Source organism: Hydrogenivirga okinawensis, from assembly GCF_055385515.1.
Window position 1 is genome coordinate 1,487,898 of the sequence record NZ_AP042386.1, and the last position, 18,987, is coordinate 1,506,884.

An 18,987-nucleotide genomic window follows, 5' to 3' on the forward strand; every position below is an offset into this window, starting at 1 on the left:
TTCTTTGCGAGGTGTGGTTATGAGAATAGAAGAACTTGACTCCTGCGGTGTCGGTTTCGTCTGTGATATAAACGGGAGAGCTACTAATCAGATAGTAAGATGGGGAGTGGAAGCGGTAAAGAACCTAACCCACAGGGGAGCGATAGGAGGAGACGGAAAAACGGGAGACGGAGCGGGAGTCCTCTTCCAGATACCTAAGAAGTTCTTCCAAAGGATCATAGAGGAGAATGGCTTTCAGATATCTTCGATAGACAACTTGGCCGTTGGGGTCTTCTTCCTGTACGACGAAGTTGAGAGCAAAGTAGAGGCGGAGTTTATCAAAGAAGGGATAAAGGTTCTCGGTTGGAGGGACGTTCCTGTAAACACCGATGCCGTCGGAGAGTCCGCTCTCAAGGTCATGCCGAGGATAAAACACCTCCTCTTGGATATGGAGGGTGTGCCCGAGGAGGAGAGGGAGGTAAGGCTCTACTTCGTGAGGAGGAAGATAGAGAACAGGCTCGGAGAGAAGGTTTACGTTCCCTCCCTTTCAACCAAGAACATCGTCTATAAAGGTATGCTCGTTGCCCCTCAGCTCGACAGGTTCTATCCCGATCTAACCTCCTCCGACGTGGAATCCGCCTACTGCATGTTCCATCAGAGGTACTCGACCAACACCCTTCCCAACTGGAGGCTCGCCCAGCCTTTAAGACTTTTAGCCCACAACGGAGAGATAAACACCATACAGGGAAACAGGAACTGGATGCTATCCCTCCAGCACGAGCTCGAACACGAGGTTCTTGGAAACAGAAGGGATCTTATAAAGCCCCTCGTATCCCACGAAGAGAGCGACTCCGCATCCTTGGACAGGGTCTTCGAACTCCTCTGCTTAGTCGGGTTTTCTCCCGAACACGCCATAAACATGCTCATACCTCCCGCCTGGGAGCACGTTCCCGAACTATCCGAGGAGGTCAAGGCTTTCTTTGAGTACCAGTCCCTTCTGATGAAGCCCTGGGACGGACCCGCAGCGATAGCCTTCGTCTTCGGAGACAAGATAGGGGCCCATTTAGACAGGAACGGACTCAGACCCGCGAGGTACGTCCTTACCGAAGACGGGATCCTTGTTTTGGGCTCCGAGGTCGGGATGATAGACCTCGCAGAGAGGAGGGTCAAAGAGAAAGGGAGGCTCGGTCCCGGGGATACCGTAGTGGTTGATCTCCGGAAGGGAGAGGTGAAGAAGACCGAGGAGATCCTGGAGGAGCTCGCAAAAAGCAAGCCTTACAAGGAGTGGCTCGACAAACACCTCCTCAGACTCTCGGAACTCACCGAGGGTAAGGTTCTCGGAGTTCCCAAGGAGGATCCTGAAAGGATAAGGAAGCAGATAGCCTTCGGCTGGACAGAGGAGGAGATAAAGAACGTTATCCAGTACATGGCTCAGACGGGTAAAGAGCCCACCTTCTCCATGGGGGACGACACACCCCTCCCGCCCCTTTCGGAGAAACCGAAGCTCCTCTTCAGGTACTTCAAGCAGAGGTTCGCTCAGGTGACCAACCCTCCCATAGATCCGATCCGCGAGAGGCTCGTTATGTCCCTCAAGATGAACCTCGGACACAAGAGGAACTTCCTTAAAGAAACTCCCGAACACGCCAAGAGGCTCCAGATAGACTCCCCTATACTCTTAGACTACCAGCTCAAGGCTATAGAGGAGCAGACCGAGTTCAAGGTCTGCAGGATACCCATATGTTATCCGAAGGAGAGGAGCTACAACATCGTCGAGTTTCAAGACATGTGCGGAGAGAGGAGGGTCTCCGAGATCCTCATGGACGCCCTCTACGAGGAGATACCGATAAACGATATGCTCATCGGCATAGAGACCCTCCAGAGGAGGGTTGAGGAGGCGGTCAGAGAAGGAGTAGAGATAATAATCCTATCGGACAAGTACGTAAACAAGCACAGGGTAGCTATCCCCTCCCTCCTTGCGGTCTCGGCGTGCGTGAAGCACCTTGCAAAGCTCGGACTGTCAACCAGGGTTTCCTTCATAGTGGAGACGGGAGAGGCGAGGGACACCCACCAGATAGCCTGTCTAATCGGCTACGGAGCGAGTGCCGTGTATCCCTACTTAGCTTACGAGACGATCAAGGAGCTCTGCGACAGTGGTAAGCTCGACATGCACTACGAGGAGGCGATCTTCAACTACAAGAAGGCATTAGAGGACGGGATCCTGAAGATCATGTCCAAGATGGGTATCTCCACCCTCAACTCCTATCACGGCGCCCAGATATTCGACACCGTCTGTCTCAACAAGGACTTCGTTGATATGTTCTTCACGGGAACACCCGTTACCTTGGAGGCGGACGGGATAGAGGAGATAGAGCTCTCCACCCTCGCAAGACACAGCGCCGCCTACGATACAGAGGAGCCAAAGCTCGACTACGGTGGAGATATGAAGTTCAGGAAGGGGGGAGAGTTCCACGCCTGGTCTCCTCACGTAGTAAGAGCACTCCACAAGTTCTTAGACACCAGAGACTACAACGACTACAAGGAGTTCTCCAAGCTCGCCAACTCCCAGCATCCCACCTTCATAAGGCATCTCCTCACCTACAAAAAGGCGGAGAAGCCAATACCGATAGAGGAGGTGGAGCCCGAAGAGGAAATCCTCAAGAGGTTCGTTACGGGAGGTATGTCCCTCGGAGCCCTCTCTCCCGAAGCTCACGAGGTAATAGCGGAAGCCTGCAACCGGCTCGGAATGAGATCCAACTCCGGAGAGGGGGGAGAGGATCCCAAAAGGTACTGGACAATAAAGAACTCCGCCATAAAGCAGGTGGCGAGCGGAAGGTTCGGAGTTACACCCACCTACCTTGCGAGCGCGAAGGATATTGAAATAAAGATAGCTCAGGGAGCCAAGCCGGGAGAAGGAGGTCAGCTACCCGGACACAAGGTGAACGAGTACATAGCCAAGCTAAGGCACTCCCAGCCCGGCGTAACCCTCATCTCCCCTCCTCCCCACCACGACATCTACTCAATAGAGGATCTCGCCCAGCTCATCCACGACCTCAAGCAGGCTAATCCGGAAGCCCGCGTCTGCGTGAAGCTCGTTTCGGAGAAAGGAGTGGGAACTATTGCGGCGGGTGTCGCCAAAGCTTACGCGGACGTCGTCCAGATCAGCGGTGCGGAAGGGGGAACGGGGGCATCCCCCTACTCCTCTATAAAGAACGCCGGCAACTACTGGGAGATAGGTTTGATGGAGACCCAGAGGGTCCTCATGGAGAACAACCTCAGGGACAAGATAAGGGTGAGGGTGGACGGAGGAATGAGGACGGGTAAGGACGTGATAATCGGCGCCCTCTTGGGAGCGGAGGAGTTCGGCTTCGGAACCGCCGCGATGATAGCGGAAGGGTGCGTTATGGCGAGAGCCTGCCATCTAAACACCTGCCCCACAGGAGTGGCAACCCAAGATCCCAAGTACAGAGCCAAGTTCAAGGGTAAGGTTGAGAACGTGATGGCTTACTTCAGGGCTGTCGCCAGAGAGGTGAGAGAAATACTTGCGGAGATGGGTTACAGATCCCTCGACGAGATAATAGGAAGAACCGATCTGATAGATGTAGTCAGGTACGACGAGTATCCGGGATCTAAGAGGATAAAGGTGGAAGCTCTCTTAGAGTCTTATCCCGAGGACAGGCCGAGAAGGTGTCTCGTAGAAAGGAACGACAACCCCGCCCCCAACTTCAACGACGAGATACTCAAGGACGTCCTGCCTTACATAGAGAGGGGAGAACCCTTCGAGAAGGAGTACGAGATAAGGAACGTCCACAGGACCATACCGACCAAGATAAACTACTATATATCTCTCAAATACAAGGACGAGGGGCTCCCCGAAGATACCATAAGGCTCACCTTCAGGGGAACGGCGGGACAGAGCTTCGGAGCCTTCAATCACAGAGGGGTTACTCTCAAACTCGTAGGAGATGCCAACGACTACGTGGGCAAGGGTATGTGGGGAGGTAAGATAATCCTCATTCCCGAAGGGGTGGAGAGAACACATGAGAACGTGATAATGGGTAACACCTGCCTATACGGAGCCATAGGCGGTGAGCTCTACGCCGCGGGAAGAGCAGGGGAGAGGTTCGGCGTGAGGAACAGCGGAGCCATAGCTGTGGTTGAGGGAACGGGACACCACCTCTGTGAGTACATGACCGGAGGGATCATCGTCTCCCTCGGAGAGGTGGGTTACAACGTTGGGGGTGGAATGACGGGAGGACATGCCTACATCCTTGACGAGGACGGCACCTTAGAGCACAAGCTAAACTACTCCTACGTTTACGCGAGACGGCTGGTCGGAGAGGAGGAGATAGCGGAGCTCAGAGACCTTATCGAAAGGCACTACCGCTACACCGGTAGCCCCAGAGCGAAGGAGATATTGGAGAACTTCAACGACTTCCTGGGTAAGTTCTGGAAGGTTATTCCCTTGGAGCAGTGCAAGAGGGATCCCTACGGAGAGACGGACGTCTGCGAGGTTGAGATACTGAGCAGGTGATTAAAAAAGTATCCTTTGCCCTCTTCGATACCGGGGAGACAATACTCGGTGCTCTTGTATTCTCCACCTTCTTCCCCCTCTTTATAACAAAGCACGTCGATGTAAAGCTCTACAGCTTCCTCTACGGAGCTTCCTTTCTGCTTTCCTTCCTTTTAGCTCTTCACTTGGGAAAGCTCGCCGACAGGAGGGCTTTGAGGAAGAACCTTTTTACTCTTTTCGGAGTCCTGACTTCTCTGCTCTGCTTCAGCATAGGACTCTCCATCGGTTTACCTCTCCTTGCCCTCCTCGTGTTTCTGCTACTCTCCATATCCCACCAGCAGACCCTTGTTTTCTACAACTCCCTCCTCCTTAACTTCGAAGGGAAGGGTTTTACCTCCGGTCTCGGAGTCGCCTTCGGTTACGTGGGTTCCGCCTTCGCCCTCATCTTTCTTGCCAAACTTTTGAAGGAACCCGACGTTTACTTTTTCGTGGCTCTGATCTTCCTTTTTCTTTTGCTCCCGGCGGTTTTGAACCTCGAAAATCCTGTTCAGCGTTCGGAGGTGAGTATTAAAAATATACTTAGAGATCGCAGGTTTCTGCTTCTGATAGTCTCCGTGCTATCTATAACCGAGGTGGCTAACACCTTGATAGCTATGATGGGCGTATATCTCAGAGAAGTTTACGGGATGGAGAATATAGAGATATACAGGGTTATAGGTCTATCTGCCTTAGGCGGTGTTCTGGGAGGTTTTTTCTGGGGTGTTCTGAGCGACAGGTTTGGAGTGAAGAGAGTTTTCCCTGTAGGCTTCCTTCTGTGGATAACCTTTTTAGTGCTTTTGCCCCTTCTTCCGAGGTCGCTTATACTCCCTGCCGGCTTTCTCGCCGGTTTCTCCCTCTCCCACGTTTGGACGACCTCCCGCGTCCTTATACTCAGGGAGTTCCCGGAGGGAGAAGCGTCGATCAGACTATCCTTTCTTTCCTTGACGGAAAGGGTAGCCTCCACCTCCGGTCTCTTTGTCTGGAGTTTTTTCCTCATGATTACGGGAGACAACTTTAAACTCTCTGCAGGTTTGATGGCTATCTTTCCCGTTGTGGGGTTGTTTATCTATAAAAAATTCCTCTCCCGATAACTTTTTTGATACACTTCTTGCATCTTTAATTATAAATGTTCAAAAATTTTGTCCATTTCTACTTTGCTAAATTTTTGGTGGAAGGATAGAACTTTCCAATAAGTGGTGGGAGGTGCTGGTCATGGTAGCAGATGGATGCCCTCGTCTTTTTTTCAACAGGTGGTTTTTCCTGGTGGTTTTTTCCTGCTTTTTAGGACAGAAAGAGCACACACAGCTACTCTGTGGCAGAAAACCTACGGCGGGGCTAATAATGATGGATCAGGAGTGTTCTATGCAGTTTCCATCCAAGAGACATCGGACGGAGGCTACATAGTGGCTGGCAGGACATCATCGTTTGGAGCCGGTGGAGGTGATGTATGGATAATGAAGCTTGATTCAAACGGGAATGTTCTGTGGCAGAAAACCTACGGCGGTGCTGATGGGGAATGGGCATATTCCATCCAAGAGACGTCGGACGGAGGCTACATAGTGGCTGGTGAGACATTATCGTTTGGAGCCGGTGGAAGTGATGTATGGATAATGAAACTATCCCCTAATGGAGATTTTCCTTCATGTAGCACGGGGTCTTCTCAGGTTTCTCCTCAGGATACGAACGTGAATCCACAGGATTCAAACGCTGATGTGAATGATACAAATGTTGTCGGGAGCGATACAAATGTTGAACCTGCCGATACAAGTTCCACAGTTACAACTCTGTGCATTCACGAGTTGAGACCTCCGTTCCTTTTCTACTTCACCGCGAATCCTGATACGGGTTTTGCACCTCTGACCACGACATTTTCGTGGTATGTCTATAGCCTTGAAGGTTATGCACTGACCTGCTACATTGACGTAGATAATGATGGTGTAAATGAATACACAATAAACAACTGTGCTATAAACACTTCTCAAAATCATACATACAGCACGGCGGGAACTTACACCGCAAAGCTTACAGTTAACGACGGAAAGGGTGGGACTACTTCTAAAACCGTTAATGTAAATGTAACTGTAAATGCGATTGTGAACTATACTCTAACAGTTAATAAAACAGGAATGGGTTCGGGAACAGTTACGAGTAATCCTGTGGGTATAGATTGTGGAGACAGTTGTAGAGGATCTTACGCTAAAGGCGCGAGTGTAACCCTGACAGCAACTCCAGATCCTGGATCAGTTTTTGCAGGTTGGAGCGGAGACTGTTCAGCTTGTGAAAGCGATACAACTTGTAAAATAACCATGAATTCTGATAAGACCTGTACTGCTGTGTTTGATCTGCAGAAAGCTAATGAAGAGAGTAACACAGGTAGCAGTGAAGGTAGTGGAGGCTGTTCTATGACATCTGGCGTGTCTCCTGTGAACCTGCTTGCATGGCTTGTAGTGCCAGCTCTTGTGATGTTGAGGAGATTGCGAAGAGTCTAACTCCCTCATTCCCCCGGCAACGGGGGCTTTTAAATAAAAAAACTTCTTGAGCTTTTATCTTTCAAATTCAGCCAAAGAAGGCACAGGACTTGAAATCAGTCCTTCAGTCTATTTGAAAAGCATCACCTTCCTGATATTCTGTAAACCTTAAGAAGCTATTGCATCTTATTTATGTTTTCATTATCTACGGGATTTATGTTCCAAGGATAAATCTGTCCCACCAATTGGCACACTTCTTGCACTTTTCCTTTCAGGAGGAAAGGAGATGAAGGTGGTTATAGTGGGTAACGGAATTGCCGGGACTGCTCTCGTTGAGGAGATACTTCGGGAAACAGACGGTGGAGACGTGAGAATTCAGGTCTTCGGAGACGAGAAGTTCATAGGCTACAACAGGATACTCATTACCGAAGTCCTCGCCGGCAGAAAGACCATGAGCGAGATATACATCAAGCGCTGGCAGTGGTATGAGGAGAGGGGAGTGAGGCTTGAGGTCGGGAAAAAGGTGGACAGGCTCTTCCCAAAGAAAAAGCTCCTCGTAACCGAGGACGGAGAGCTCTACCGCTACGACAAAGCCATAATAGCGACGGGGAGCAAGCCCTTTATACCCCCCTCAATTAAGGGAACGGAAAAGAAGGGAGTCTTCACCTACAGAACCGCGGGGGACGTCTTCAGGATATTAGACTACGCGAGGGTTTCTGAAAGGGCGGTGGTGATAGGCGGGGGACTCTTGGGGCTTGAGGTGGCTAAGGCTCTAAGGGACATAGGGCTTGAGGTTTATTTAGTTCACCTCTTTGACACCCTTATGGAGCAACAACTTGACAGAACCGCCTCGGAACTTCTCCGGAAGGACCTTGAGAGGATGGGCATAAAGGTTCTCCTTGAAAGGGACACGAGGGAGATACTGGGAGACAAAAAGGCGGAGGGGGTTCGCTTTGCGGACGGCGAGGAACTTCCTGCGGACTTCGTTGTCATAGCCACGGGTATAAGATCCAACGTGGACGTAGGCATAAACTCCGGACTGAAAGTGAACAAAGGGATAGTGGTTGACGATTACATGGAGACCTCCGCGAGCGACGTTTACGCCGTCGGAGAGTGTATAGAGCACAGGGGGAAGACCTACGGACTCGTAGCTCCCATAATGGAGCAGGTCAAGGTCTGCGCCCACAACGTTGTCCACGGGAACGAGAGGAAGTATGAAGGCTCCGTTACCTACGCTATGCTCAAGGTTGCGGGTATTAACCTCTTCTCCGCTGGTAAGTTTACCGAGGAGCAGGGCGACGAGGTCGTTTCATTCATAGATAACGGAAAGTCCATATACAGAAAGGCAGTCATAAACAACAACAAAATTGTAGGTACAATTTTGTATGGAGATATAAGGGGAAACAACTACTTTTTAGACCTCATAAAAAGCAGTAAGGATATATCCGAAGAGAGACCCTTCTTCCTCATAAAGCACATAGTCCCGAAGGACTTGACCGAGGTTGAGGAGCTAAGGGACACCGATATAGTCTGCAACTGCAACGCGGTAACGAAGGGGGAAATAGTCAGGTGCATCCAGGAAGGGTGCAAAACCCTTGAAGAGATACAGGAGAAAACGAAGGCTTCAACCTCCTGTGGTAGTTGTCAGGAACTGGTTGAGCAGATACTCAGGCAGTTCGTCAAGGAGAAACCAGCAAGAGTCAACAAGATAGAGGTGATAAAGAAGGAACTTCACCCCTTTGACCTGGAGTTCAAGGAGCGTATGGAAAGATACTTCGCCAACGGGAACTGGGAGAACATTCCTGAGGACGACAGGGATGTAAGGCTCAAGTGGTACGGGATATTTTACAGGAAGGCGACTCCCGGCTACTTCATGGTGAGGATACGTGTTCCCAACGGGAGGCTCACCTACGAGCAGGCTAAGGTAGTCTCCCACCTCTCAGAAAAGTTCTGCAGGGGGGAGGTGGAGATAACTTCGCGCCAACAACTCCAGATAAGGTGGATAGAACTTAAAAACCTTCCGGAAATACTTGAAGCTCTCAATAGCGTCGGACTTTCCACCCTCCAGACGGGAATGGACAACATAAGGAACGTTACCGGAGACCCCCTTACCGGTCTTGCGGAAGACTCCCTCATAGACACGATAAAGCTCTCTCAGGAGATAACGAGGATCTTCTTGGGTAAGAAGAGGTATGCGGATCTGCCGAGGAAGTTCAATGTGGCGGTTCTCGGCTCTAAAACCGACTCCATAAACGCCATGTTCAACGACATCTGCCTCTACCTCGCGGAAAGGGACGGAAGGCTCGGCTTCAACCTTTACCTCGGCGGGAAGATAGGCTCCGGAGGTCCCGTGAAGGCGATAGACATGGACATGTTCGTAGAGCCCTACGATGTTCCCGACCTGTGCAGGGTGATATTTGACATCTACTCAACCTTCGGCAATCGGGAGAACAGAAACAGAAACAGGCTCTTTTTCCTCCTTCAGGAGTGGGGTGTGGACAGGTTCAGGGAGGAGATTGAACAGAGGCTCTACAAACCCATGCCCTCCAAGGGAGAAGACCTTGTAAACAGATGGGGAGAGAGGGAGGGGGTTGTAAACTTGAGAAACGGAACATTTGCGGTCTCGGCGATAGTCCCGGCGGGGAAGATAAAGGCTAGGGAACTGAGGGAGGCGGCGGAGCTCTCAAGGAAATATGGAAGCCGGGAACTGAGACTGAGCGTTTATCAGAACCTCTACATCCCTAACGTTCCTGAGGAGAACTTGGGCGCTCTCCTTGAGGAAGAGTTCTTCCGGAAGTATCCGACCGTGAGCTCTCCCTTCATGACCCACCTTATAGCCTGCGCGGGGAGCGACACCTGCGCCTTCGGTGTGATACCCAACAAGAGCGACGCGGTCAGGGTTGCTAACTATCTGAGTGAGAAACTCAAGCTTGACATTCCCGTGAGGATGCACTGGTCCGCCTGCGCCAAGGGATGCGGTCAACACGGTTCCGGGGACATCGGCTTTGTGGGAACCAAGACCAAACTGAACGGGGAAGCGGTTCTTGCGGTTGACATCTTCGCTGGAGGCTCTACAACCAAGGAAGGTTTCAAGGTGGTCCAGGGACTTCCCTTAGACAAGGTAAAGGAAGCTACTTACTTACTACTCAACTACTATCTGGAGAACAGGCGAGAGGGGGAGAGCTTTGCGGACTTCGCCCACAGGGTGGGGGCGGATAATCTCAGGGCGGTTTTTATAAACCTTATGCAGGAGGTGAAACATGGGGTACGTTAAACCCGAAGCGGTAGTAGACCAGATGATTCAGGCGGGAGCCTACAAGGCGAGCCTATCGGCTAAGGACCTGCTCATAAGGGGCTTCCTCGCGGGGGCGCTCTTAGGTTACGCGGTTACAGTAGCCTTCTCGGCGATAGCCCAATCGGATATGAGGATAGTGGGTTCTCTGGTCTTTCCCTTGGGATTCGTGATGATAGTTCTCCTTGGTTTGGAGCTCGTTACGGGGAACTTCGCCTTTATACCCTTGGCAGTTATGGAGAAGAGGACGACCTTCGGTCGTATGCTCTACAACTGGACATGGGTTTACATTGGACACCTGATGGGAACCTTTTTCTACGGACTCCTCTTTTACATCGGGGCGACGAAGATGGGGGCGGTTCCCGAGCCAGTGGTTGGAAAGATGATAGCCAAGGTAGCGGAGGCGAACACCCTCGGCTATGCGGAGCTCGGTTTTGTGAACGGTTGGACGGTCGCCTTCGTGAAGGCTATGCTCTGTAACTGGATGGTAACCCTCGGAGCGGTCATGGCTCTCGTTTCCCAACACGTTATAGGGAAGATAGCCGCCATGTGGCTTCCCATTCTCACTTTCTTCGCTCTCGGCTTTGAGCACGCGGTTGTAAACATGTTCCTCATGCCCACCGGGATGCTCTTCGGAGCAAATATAACCATCTACGACTGGTGGTTCTGGAACCAGATACCCGTAACCCTCGGAAACCTCGTGGCTGGATTTACATTCACAGGGCTCACCCTCTACCTGACCCACAGAAGAAGGGAGGAGTCCAAGCCCGCGGATGTGGTAGAGGAGGCTGCCTGATATGGGAAAGGTCTGTCTCGTCGGAGCAGGTCCCGGAGATCCCGAACTTCTGACCCTAAAGGCTTACCGAATTCTGAAGGAAGCCGACGTCGTCCTTTACGACGCCCTGATAAACAGGGAAATACTTAATTTCACCAGAGGGGATTGTCTGAGGATATACGTAGGTAAGAGGGACGGAAAACACTCCTTACCTCAGGAAGAGATAAACGAGCTCCTGCACAGGTTTGCAAGGAGCTACAGAATTGTAGTTAGACTCAAGGGAGGCGACCCTTTTGTATTCGGAAGGGGAGGGGAGGAACTCCTGTATCTGCTGCAAAAGGGCATTGAGGTGGAGGTGGTGCCTGGTGTAACCTCGGCTGTCGCTGCGCCCTCCTCCGCCTTCATCCCGGTAACCCACAGGGGAATAGCTTCCTCCTTTGCGGTCATTACCGGACATGCCAACAGGGATATAGATTGGAGAGCCTTCGCAAGGATAGACACCCTCGTCGTTTTGATGGGTGTCAAGAACAGGCAGAGGATAGCGACAGAACTTATAAATGCGGGAAGAGACCCAAACGAGCCCGTTGCCTTTATAGAGAAGGCTACAACTTCCGAGCAGAGGGAGGTCTTCACCACCTTGAAGGAACTCGCCCAGAACCCGCCGGAGGTAAACCCGCCCGCGGTGATGGTGGTGGGGGAGGTGGTAAGGATTGCACTTGCTAATTCTATGAAGAATGACTTCTTCCGTATTTCTTTTCAAGTTTGCCAGAGCTTGTTGAAAAAATCCTTATAGCTTGGAATATCAAGCGACTCAAAGCCCATGCAGTCCTCAAAAGCTTAAAGCACAATAGGAGGAGCTTCAGAAGAAGTATCAGGTTGTAAAGAACAAACCTACCAAGAACATCCAGACTCGCAATCCCAAAGTCATAAACATTGTCCCTGTCCCCAAGCCTGTTCTTAACTATCCCTATCACCTGCTCAACTCTAAACCTGTTCTTCTTATAAACCTTTCTCCTTACCTCATAATTCCTCTTAGCCCATAGCCTATGCATGTTCCTAACTCTCGTATGCGTAGTATCCCTCACAGGAACTATGGCTTCCATCCTTAGTTCCCTTATCTCCCTTAAAATTCCCACAGACTTTCCATAGTAAGCATCCCCAAGAAAATGCCTTGCTCTAAAGCCAAGTTCTTTGAGCATGGATCTTAGCAGCATATTCTCATCTGCGTAGGGCTTGCCTGTATTTATCAAACCTCTTGCTTACTACATACTCCCCAAACCATCGCTTGAAGGCTGAAAAGAAACTCTCAATAAGCCATCTCTTACCATACTCTACCATCTCCTTCCATTTCCTCTTCCCTTTCCTTATCTGCCTTATCACATTATCCCTTGCAGGATTTCCCTTTATCTTGGCTTCCTTCCTTACAAGCACCGCAGGCTCTATACCTTCCTCTCCCAAATACCTGAAAAACTCATGAGTGTCATACCCTGCATCTGCTATAACCTTGCTGATCTTCTTCCCTTTCTCTTCTGCCTTCTTCTTTGACTTCTCTATAAGCTCTTTAGCCTTCTGCGAGTCATGAACTCTTTCATCTGTTACCTCAAGCTCCACTACTTTCTTCCTCTTCAGGTCTAAGGCTACGTGTAGCTTTATCCATCCCTTCCTTGTCTTCTTCCCATGCTTCTTCCTTAGCCACTCCCCTCTGTTGGTTACCTTTATCCCAGAAGAGTCAAGGATGATTACAAAGTCATCAGGTAGTTCTTCAGGGTCAGGGAAATCGGAAAGGTTGAAGTTAGAGGTTGTGAATCTGTAGTGGAGTGTTCTAAAGTTAGGCACCTTTAGTTCCAGGGAGCTGAATAATTCTCTTGCAAGTCCCTCCGTTTGCCTATAGGGGAGTTTGAGGGCGAACTTGATGAAAACAAGTAGCCGTATGAGCTGGGAAGGTAAGCGGGTGGTCTGCCCCTTTTCTTCTTACCTTTCTCTTACTCTTAGCATTCGTATTGGACAACGCATAAAATTAGTTAAAATTTTTAGTGAAAATCGTATTGGGAGGTGTGAAATGGGAAAGCTAAGAACTCTTATCTTGGTCGTGGGGTTTTTGGTTGTATCAGTGCCTGCCATGGCAGACGAGTACATAGTAACCCCCCTTGCACATTATGTTTTAGATAGGGCGGGATGCTCGTGTAAATCTATAAGGGAGTTTTCAGGATACGCTATATGCCATATTCACGGCAGGGATATTAAAAAAGTTGAAGGAGGTAATTTCCTCACAATAGAGTGTAAAAGAGGTGCTGTGGAAATACATGCCTCTCACATAGCTGAGGTTCCTCACTAAGACTAAACTAAATAAAGCAGGCATGAGGAAATCCTTGATCCTCCTCCTATATAAAGTGGGAGGATACAAGCTGCAAAATTGTTCTTTTTAATAAAAAACCTAACTTGGGGTGCCAAGAGGCAAAGGAGCAAAGTTTATGACGTCTTGACGCAGGAAAAAGGTGACTACCATGCTTAGACTTGATGAGGAGAAAGCGAGGCTTTTGAAAACGTTCCAGCTACGAAGGTAGGAGAATAAACTATATACTTGAACAAGCTGATAAGGTGGGTATATAAACAGGCACAAAGAGATCCTTGAACTTCTTTCCATATCGAGTTTTCTGGAAGGGTGCAGGGATGGACTTGAGGAGATAAAAAAGGGAAGAGGGAAGACACTGAATGAACTGGACGATTAAGTCCTCTTCTACCGCTGAGAAAAAGTATAGGAGACTTGACCAGAGTACCAGAAAAGGGATAAAGGACGCCCTTGAGGAACTGAGCGAGAGTAATGATCCTTCGGCTCATAGACAAATTAGACCGTTTGTAGGAAAGCTCAAAGGATTTTATCGGCTGAAGGTCAGAGACTTCAGAGTGATATTCGCCCTCATACAGGAGGAGAGGATAATTGCCGTGGTGAATATAGCTCAGAGAGGAGAAGCTTACAAACCCTAAAACACCCTCAGTTTATCCCCCACCTTCAGAACTCCTCCCTCAAGGACGCAGGTGTTTACACAGAGCCGGTAAAAGGTATCCTCAAACCTCCTCTTGGGAGACCATTCGGGAAAAGTTTCCTTTCTCTTCTCAACAAACCTTCTGACGAAGCCCTTGAACTCCTCTCCCGTAAAGGGATCTCTCGTGGGAACAGGGCATCTCTTGGATATACCTTCACCGCTAAGCAAAACCTCTCCTACGTAGAACTTTTTAGGATAATCCTCTCCTACAAGAGAGTCTTCCCAGAATGCTGGCACTCCACCTATCTCTAAGTTAGCCCTGAAGCGTCTCCTGACGTTCTCTTCTTCCAGTCCGAACCACTCGGCTATCTCCCTTATGGTTGCCGTGCTTACAAGTGTGGGTCCGTGAGCCTTTCTGTCGTCGGGGAAGCCTTCTTCCGATCTTTTAAGAAATACTCTGTATCCGAAAACTTCGGAAAAGAAGTCTTCTATAGCCTTCGTTTCCTCGAAGGTAAATTCATAGACCTTTCCTTCGTATTTGAACCTGAAGACTCCTGTCTCGAAGTCCGCTTCACTCCTTATTCTGTGAATCTTCTTCTCCCTTTTTCCGCTTATTACGTTTCCTTCTTCATCGTACAGGGCAAACTCCCTATCATGCTCAAGCGAACCCGAGGGTAATACTCTCGCTGATTGAACCTCCAAGGGATCTAACCCTTTGATAGGGAATATTCTTATCCTTGTGAGAAAGGGATTACCGCTCATTTTGGTAATTTTATCCCGTACTTCTGTATTCTGTAGCCCACCTGCCTCGGGGTCATCCCGAGCTTCTTAGCCGCTTCCTTTATGACAAAACCGCTCTCCTCAAGCGCTCTCTCTATTAACTTCTTTTCCACCTCCCAGATGGATCCCTCCTCCGGCAGGAGAGTAGAATAACTTTTTACCTTCCTGTCCCTTATCTCCGGAGGGAGGTCCTCCTCCGTCAGAACGCCGTCGGTGTCCAGTATGACCATCCTCTCCACCACATTCTGAAGTTCTCTGACGTTTCCTCTCCACTCGTATCTCATAAAGGCGTCCATCACCTCCGGTGATATAGAGACCTCCTTGTCGTACTCCTTCTTGAACTTCTCCAAAAAGTGCTGGACGAGGACAGGTATGTCCTCCTTCCTCTCCCTGAGAGGTGGTATGAATATGGGGACTACGTTGAGGCGGTAGTATAAATCTTCCCTGAACCTACCTTCCCTCACCATACCCTCTAAATCCCTGTTGGTCGCTGCTATTATGCGCACGTCCACCTTTACAGGTTTTGAACCTCCGAGCCTCTCTATCTCCTTCTCTTGAATAGCTCTCAGGAGCTTTACCTGAAGGTGCAACGGAAGTTCCCCTATTTCGTCTAAGAAAAGTGTTCCGCCGTTAGCGAGCTCAAACTTCCCCTTCTTTGAAGAGTAAGCTCCTGTGAAGGCTCCCTTTTCGTATCCGAAGAGCTCCGCCTCCAATAGATTCTCTGGTATGGCCCCACAGTTTATAGCTATGAAAGGTTTGTCCGCCCTCGGGCTGAGAAAGTGTATTGCCCTTGCGAAGACCTCCTTTCCCACCCCGCTCTCCCCTCTCAGTAAAACTGTTGCGTTGGTTGGCGCTACCCTGTGGACAATTTCAAGGACGCTCAATATCTCCCTGCTCCTTCCCACTATACCCTCAACGTGGAGCTTCTCGTAGACCCTCTTTAGCTCTGCCTCTAAAGCCCTCTTTTCTTCTTCGAGACTCTTTTTCTCCTCTTCCACCTTTCTCTCAAGGGAAAAACTGTTGGCGATCAACGTTGCGACCATGTTAAGGAACCTCGTGTAGTCGTCAAGGGAGGTCCTCTTGGATAGCTCCCTGTCTGCACTCAGAACACCTATGACCTTTCCACCACTCTTTATTGGAACCGCTATGAAGGCTATCTTCCTCTTCCTTATATCCTTCCTCTTCCAGAGCTTGTTCAGAAACTCAGGCTCTTGGGATATGTCGGGAATTACTATGGGAACTCCGTGTTTCCAGACTTTTCCCGTTATCCCTTCTCCCCTCTTGAAACCCTCCTGAGAAAACTTTCCCGAGGAAGTAGCCCTCACAACTATCTGATCGGTGGAGGGATCGTATATGGTCAGGGTGATTCTCTCAAAGCCCATTAGCTTCCGAAGAAGTCTGAATATGTAAGGAACGGTAGCTTCGAGATTCAGGGAACCTGAGAGGAGCTTGCTTACCTCGTAGAGGGTCTCAAGCTCGAGTTTTAAATTCATACAAAACTTAAATATAATACTCAACATAAAGCTATGGTAAAGGTTCTGACAGCTCTGCTTCTTCTCCTGAACCTTACTCTGTTTGCTCAGCAAGTGGATTTGGAAGTTTTAGCGAATGAAGCTAAGGAGAAAGGTGAGGTAGTCCTCAACTTTCAGGGAACGGATATACAGGACTTAGCCCTCTTTATGGGCGAGCTCATCGGGAAGAACATAGTTGTAGATCCTGCCGTGAGAGGGAAGATGACCCTCGTCTTCTCTAAGCCTCTGAAGCCTAAAGAAGCATGGGATGTTTTCACCTCTGCCCTCTTTATGCAAGGCTACGGTGTAGTTGAGGAGGAAAATAGCGTTAAGATCATGCCGCTTAACGAGGCCGTCTCCATAGCTCGTTTCAAATCGAAGCCCTCTAAGGGAGAGCTCGCCGTTCTCGTTTTCAGTCTCAAGTTTACCGATGCCCAGACTACAATGAACTCTATAAGACCCTTTCTGTCTCCCTTTGCGAGGGTTTCGGTTCACAACCCTTCCAACTCCCTCATAGTTGCTGACGTGGGGGAGAACATAGATAAGGTTAAGAAAATCCTCTCGGAAATCGACAGGAGCGAGGTAGAAGGGGAGGTCAGAGTATACAAACTGAAACACATGTCGGTTAAAGACGCAGTAAGGATAGTTTCTCCTTTGAGTTCCGTGTTCAATAAGCGTTTTGGAACACCCCTCGTAGTTTCCTCCAGCGAAGAGGCAAATTCTCTTGTAGTTTTTGCCCCAAAGCCCGCCCATGAGGCGATAGAGGGAATTTTAAATCAAGTAGACACGGAGGACGTGGTTTCCGAAGAGCGGAGCTTTTACATAATTCCCCTAAACTTCATCTCCGCAGACGAGCTTTCCCAGAGCTTGCAGAGTCTCTTCGGCTCCGGAACAAGGAAAGTGCAAACCACGAGCAGAAAGAGTTATACATCCCCGAAAGCTCAGAGTAGGCAGGCTCAGAAGGGACAGAGGGGAGTCAGGAGAAAACCTCAGCCCGTTCAGAAAGCCCAGCCGATCCCTTTTATAACCACGAGGGAGGGAATGAAGATAGGCTTCGATAAAGGAACCAACTCGGTAATACTCTACGCGACCAAGTTGGAGTACGAAGGCATTAAGAAACTGATATCGAGACTGGACGTAAGGAGAAGACAGGTCCTTATAGCTGCAACCGTTGTTGAGGCTTCGGCAAAGAGCCTCCTTGATATAGGTGTGAGATGGCAGATCCTAGGCAAAAGGGGAGGAGCTGCCTTTCAGGGGAGTTCCCTTACCGACATATACAGCTCGTTCCTCTCCGGGAGCTTCCTTATGGGAGTGTTCTCCGACGTTGGGAGGACTATAACCATAGGAGGAACGGATTTCTTCTTTCCCGACCTCGTCCTACTCTTCTCTTTGCTCGAATCAGGTTCGGGCTTCAACATAGTTTCTAACCCGAAGGTTCTGACCCTGGATAATCAGCCGGCGGTGATAAAGGTCGGCCAGGTGGTTCCCTACGCCGAGGGTGTTAAGTTCGACATAAACGGACAACCGATCATAACATACGATTACAAAGAGGTAGGTCTCGAACTCGACGTAACACCGAGAATTTCGGGTAATAACCTCAGGCTGACGATAAACCTCTCCCTTCAGGAGATAATAGACTTCGTTACTAACCAGATAGGAGCTACGAGTTACACTGTCCCGGTAACCTCTAACAGAGAAGTGAACTCAGACGTGGTGATAGAGAACGGTCAGACGGTTATACTCGGAGGGCTCGTGAGCACCAAGACCTTAAAAACGTTAGAGGGCGTGCCGGGTCTGTGGAGGGTTCCTCTTTTGGGGAGGCTCTTCAGGAGGGATGTGGAGCAGAGGGACAAGACAACGCTCTTTATCTTCATAACACCCTATGTTATCTCCTCACCGGAGGAGCTCTCTAAGATAACCGAGGAGCACAGAAAGATATCGGAGGAGATAAAGAGAAGGCTGGAGGAGAAGAGAAAGAAACAAGAGGTTGAGAGTGAAGAGGATGAAGACTTCTACTTCTAAGGTGCTCCTCTCGCTGTTGATCCTGTTTCTCTTAACGGGTTTAGTTCTTATCTTTGCATTCCCTAAGTCGGTTTTCATGGACAGACTGCTCACGGAGAGGGGTGTATATCTTCTTCCCAGCAGGGTGGAGGAGGGTATCGCTCACGTGAGCTTCGAAGATCTTAAAGTCTTTTTCAGGAACGAACCCATCGGAAGGTTTAATAGAGCTCGGGTGGGGCTGAGTCCAACGGGTGTAAACCTATCGGCAATATGCGGGAACGGTAGGATAAATGCACGCTTTGGAATCGGATCTCTCAGGTTGGATTTAAGTTCAGCCGACTGCTTTGAGCACGTGGGAACTGCATCCGGGAAGCTGGAGCTTAAGGAGAATAAGCTAAGAGGAAGACTGGTTGTAAGGGATCTCGTCATGAAAAATCTAAGAATAGATTCGCTGAAGCTAACTTTCAAAGGCAGAAACTTCGATGGTGAAATTGGCTATATGGGTATGAAGCTCGTAGGAGGTGGGACATTGAAGATAGATCCGCGGAATATTGAGAACACGGAGATAAACGCTGAGTTTAGGGGATCGGTGGGCAAGCTTATAGTAAAAGGTAAGCTCACTAACATATCTGTTCGGCTCAGATAGTT

At 49.6% G+C, this 18,987-nt stretch carries 12 protein-coding genes and 2 pseudogenes; 10 read left to right on the plus strand and 4 right to left on the minus strand.

Annotated features, from left to right (window positions below; translation table 11 throughout):
• The first annotated feature begins 19 nt into the window (after positions 1-19).
• From gltB to cobA, 6 genes are all read left to right on the plus strand, one after another.
• Positions 20-4,510: a glutamate synthase large subunit gene (gene gltB, locus ACZ483_RS08550; protein ID WP_464323755.1), complete on the plus strand. Its 4,491-nt coding sequence runs from the start codon at positions 20-22 to the stop codon at positions 4,508-4,510.
• Entirely contained in the window at positions 4,507-5,619 is a 1,113-nt protein-coding gene (locus tag ACZ483_RS08555; protein WP_464323756.1) for an MFS transporter, read from the plus strand. Before gltB ends, ACZ483_RS08555 begins: the two co-directional genes overlap by 4 nt.
• 264 nt (positions 5,620-5,883) lie before the next feature.
• Positions 5,884-7,017, plus strand: coding sequence for an InlB B-repeat-containing protein (locus tag ACZ483_RS08560; protein ID WP_464323757.1), 1,134 nt, complete (start codon positions 5,884-5,886; stop codon positions 7,015-7,017).
• A gap of 265 nt (positions 7,018-7,282) precedes the next feature.
• The gene (locus ACZ483_RS08565; RefSeq protein ID WP_464323758.1) at positions 7,283-10,270 is read left to right on the plus strand and encodes an FAD-dependent oxidoreductase; all 2,988 of its coding nucleotides are present in this window, start codon (positions 7,283-7,285) and stop codon (positions 10,268-10,270) included.
• A complete protein-coding gene (locus ACZ483_RS08570; protein ID WP_464323759.1) occupies positions 10,257-11,084 on the plus strand; it encodes a formate/nitrite transporter family protein in 828 nt (275 codons plus the stop codon). The genes ACZ483_RS08565 and ACZ483_RS08570 overlap by 14 nt, the downstream gene beginning before the upstream one ends.
• A 1-nt stretch (position 11,085) precedes the next feature.
• Positions 11,086-11,856, plus strand: a complete 771-nt coding sequence (cobA, locus tag ACZ483_RS08575; RefSeq protein WP_464323760.1) for a uroporphyrinogen-III C-methyltransferase — start codon at positions 11,086-11,088, stop codon at positions 11,854-11,856.
• Positions 11,857-11,863: 7 nt separating this feature from the next.
• Here cobA and ACZ483_RS08580 read toward each other — a convergent pair.
• Positions 11,864-12,310 (minus strand): annotated as a pseudogene (locus tag ACZ483_RS08580) (transposase); the annotation flags it as partial.
• Positions 12,282-13,033, minus strand: a pseudogene (locus tag ACZ483_RS08585) (IS5 family transposase); the annotation flags it as partial. The pseudogenes ACZ483_RS08585 and ACZ483_RS08580, both read right to left, overlap by 29 nt.
• Positions 13,034-13,122: 89 nt before the next feature.
• Here ACZ483_RS08585 and ACZ483_RS08590 point away from each other — a divergent pair.
• Together ACZ483_RS08590 and ACZ483_RS08595 are read left to right on the plus strand one after the other, a co-directional pair.
• The gene (locus ACZ483_RS08590) at positions 13,123-13,398 is read left to right on the plus strand and encodes a hypothetical protein (protein WP_464323761.1); all 276 of its coding nucleotides are present in this window, start codon (positions 13,123-13,125) and stop codon (positions 13,396-13,398) included.
• A gap of 377 nt (positions 13,399-13,775) precedes the next feature.
• Positions 13,776-14,048 carry a type II toxin-antitoxin system RelE family toxin gene (locus ACZ483_RS08595; protein ID WP_464323762.1) on the plus strand — a complete coding sequence of 91 codons (273 nt, stop codon included), beginning with the start codon at positions 13,776-13,778 and terminating at the stop codon, positions 14,046-14,048.
• Here the strand turns inward: ACZ483_RS08595 and ACZ483_RS08600 are convergent.
• Positions 14,045-14,809: an MOSC domain-containing protein gene (locus ACZ483_RS08600; RefSeq protein WP_464323763.1), complete on the minus strand. Its 765-nt coding sequence runs from the start codon at positions 14,807-14,809 to the stop codon at positions 14,045-14,047. The two genes, ACZ483_RS08595 and ACZ483_RS08600, sit on opposite strands and share 4 nt — an antisense overlap.
• Complete coding sequence (locus ACZ483_RS08605; RefSeq protein ID WP_464323764.1) at positions 14,806-16,320, minus strand: sigma-54-dependent Fis family transcriptional regulator; 1,515 nt, start codon at positions 16,318-16,320, stop codon at positions 14,806-14,808. The genes ACZ483_RS08600 and ACZ483_RS08605 overlap by 4 nt, the downstream gene beginning before the upstream one ends.
• A gap of 33 nt (positions 16,321-16,353) precedes the next feature.
• Here ACZ483_RS08605 and gspD point away from each other — a divergent pair, with 33 nt between their 5' ends.
• Entirely contained in the window at positions 16,354-18,360 is a 2,007-nt protein-coding gene (gene gspD / locus ACZ483_RS08610) for a type II secretion system secretin GspD (protein WP_464323765.1), read from the plus strand.
• Positions 18,332-18,985 carry a hypothetical protein gene (locus ACZ483_RS08615; RefSeq protein WP_464323766.1) on the plus strand — a complete coding sequence of 218 codons (654 nt, stop codon included), beginning with the start codon at positions 18,332-18,334 and terminating at the stop codon, positions 18,983-18,985. The genes gspD and ACZ483_RS08615 overlap by 29 nt, the downstream gene beginning before the upstream one ends.
• Positions 18,986-18,987: the final 2 nt, after the last annotated feature.

Coding starts and splice junctions, on each gene's coding strand:
- ACZ483_RS08570 (WP_464323759.1), top strand. CDS start 10,257: ATGGGGTACGTTAAACCCGAAGCGGTAGTAGACCAGATGATTCAGGCG.
- gspD (WP_464323765.1), top strand. CDS start 16,354: ATGGTAAAGGTTCTGACAGCTCTGCTTCTTCTCCTGAACCTTACTCTG.
- gltB (WP_464323755.1), top strand. CDS start 20: ATGAGAATAGAAGAACTTGACTCCTGCGGTGTCGGTTTCGTCTGTGAT.
- ACZ483_RS08605 (WP_464323764.1), bottom strand. CDS start 16,320: ATGAATTTAAAACTCGAGCTTGAGACCCTCTACGAGGTAAGCAAGCTC.
- ACZ483_RS08590 (WP_464323761.1), top strand. CDS start 13,123: ATGGGAAAGCTAAGAACTCTTATCTTGGTCGTGGGGTTTTTGGTTGTA.
- ACZ483_RS08600 (WP_464323763.1), bottom strand. CDS start 14,809: ATGAGCGGTAATCCCTTTCTCACAAGGATAAGAATATTCCCTATCAAA.
- ACZ483_RS08595 (WP_464323762.1), top strand. CDS start 13,776: ATGAACTGGACGATTAAGTCCTCTTCTACCGCTGAGAAAAAGTATAGG.
- ACZ483_RS08565 (WP_464323758.1), top strand. CDS start 7,283: ATGAAGGTGGTTATAGTGGGTAACGGAATTGCCGGGACTGCTCTCGTT.
- cobA (WP_464323760.1), top strand. CDS start 11,086: ATGGGAAAGGTCTGTCTCGTCGGAGCAGGTCCCGGAGATCCCGAACTT.